The following is a 1,453-nucleotide window of genomic DNA, read 5'->3' on the forward strand; positions in this document are numbered from 1 at the left end:
CTTAGGAGTAACCATCTAAAAAACTGAAAAGTTATGTCCTACGACTTTTATGACGCTAGTCATAAAAATGAGTAGACGGTTAAGAGATAGTGCGTAGCGCTATGTCGTACCGCAATCTTTTGACCTTTGTTTTGACCTTAATCTTTGTTTTCTATATATTTCTTTCTAAATTTCATAATCCGAATATTTACGGCTTTATTTTGCCAGTCATTAAACAGATAATTATGATAAAACAAAGGTTTTTTCTCTAAACCATACTGTATAGCTTTTAATTTTTAAACTCATTTTTATTATTCCTCACCAACCATATCAAGATAGTCTTCAATACTAATTCTTTTAAATGTAAAACCTTTATGAGATTTAGCCCTACCATTTAATACTTGTCTAATTGCATTACTTTGAAACCCTCCCTCACGTTCAGCTTCAACTGAGTTCTTATAAACTCCTATTACAACTCCTCGGTAGTCGACAACCTTGAATGGATTTAAAAATCTATTTGATTGTTTTTCTCTGCTTTCTTTTGACCATACCATATTAGCCACCTCTTTCTTTTTTTTATAGAAACTAAAAAAACGTAAATAAGCAAAAAACCATTTTTATATGAAATCAACCAAGTAATGGCTGGACTTCTAAAAATGTTTTATTTTATGTTTATTTACGTTTTTTTATGTTAATGTTTTGTTTTTTTAGTTAATTGACGAATTTGAGTCTAAATTAACTTTATATATATATTATACCACAATTCAAGTCATTTGTCAATTTTTGTTATACGTGAAACAATCTGCAATGACATATACACCTTTTTGACATGTCTAAAAAACAATGATATCTTCTTCTTACATAATATTTTATTTTCCAAAGATTTTTAAATAAATTTTGGATACTTACATTATATGGATAAATTATTGTTTAATTAAAATATGATAAAATAAACCTAAAGTTAAAGGAGATAATTTATGAGTTTTAGTAATGAGAATCAATCATTAAAACAATTGATTGTATTAGGTAATGGGTTTGATTTAGCTTGTGGCTTAAAATCCACATATTCTGATTTTTTTGATTATATATATGGACAACAAATAGTAAATAATACTAATTCCAATAATTTCTGGTATGACATATTCAGAAATTATAAACAAAAGTCTATAGAGAATTGGGCGGATATTGAGGAACAAATACTTATTCAACTAAAAAACATTGAATATCTTTACAATGAAAAAATATTAATAGAAGGTAGAGGTGATAGTGAAACTAGCTCTTTGGCTCAAAGTGAATACAAAGAAAATAATATACCTATGAATCTATACGTAACTTTAGAATTTCTTTTACCTTACTTTGTAAAAGTTAGGAGTGAAAAAACAACTCAAAATATTTTAAAAATACAATTGTTAATATTGGAAGATGACTTTAGAAAGTATCTGCTTAGTATAACTAAGAATAATGCTGATGATGG

2 protein-coding genes are annotated in these 1,453 nt (G+C 26.6%); one reads left to right on the plus strand and one right to left on the minus strand.

Annotated features, from left to right (window positions below):
* Positions 1 to 290: 290 nt before the first annotated feature.
* The gene (locus tag AB0N14_RS40105; RefSeq protein ID WP_127093946.1) at positions 291 to 533 is read right to left on the minus strand and encodes a hypothetical protein; all 243 of its coding nucleotides are present in this window, start codon (positions 531 to 533) and stop codon (positions 291 to 293) included.
* 423 nt (positions 534 to 956) lie between these two features.
* Between AB0N14_RS40105 and AB0N14_RS40110 the strand changes: the two genes are divergently transcribed.
* The coding region (locus AB0N14_RS40110; protein WP_366030608.1) for an AbiH family protein at positions 957 to 1,453 on the plus strand (497 nt) is incomplete at its 3' end.

It is taken from the genome of Streptomyces sp. NPDC051104 (genome assembly GCF_040682835.1).
Classification (GTDB): Bacteria; Actinomycetota; Actinomycetes; order Streptomycetales; family Streptomycetaceae; genus Streptomyces; species Streptomyces cynarae.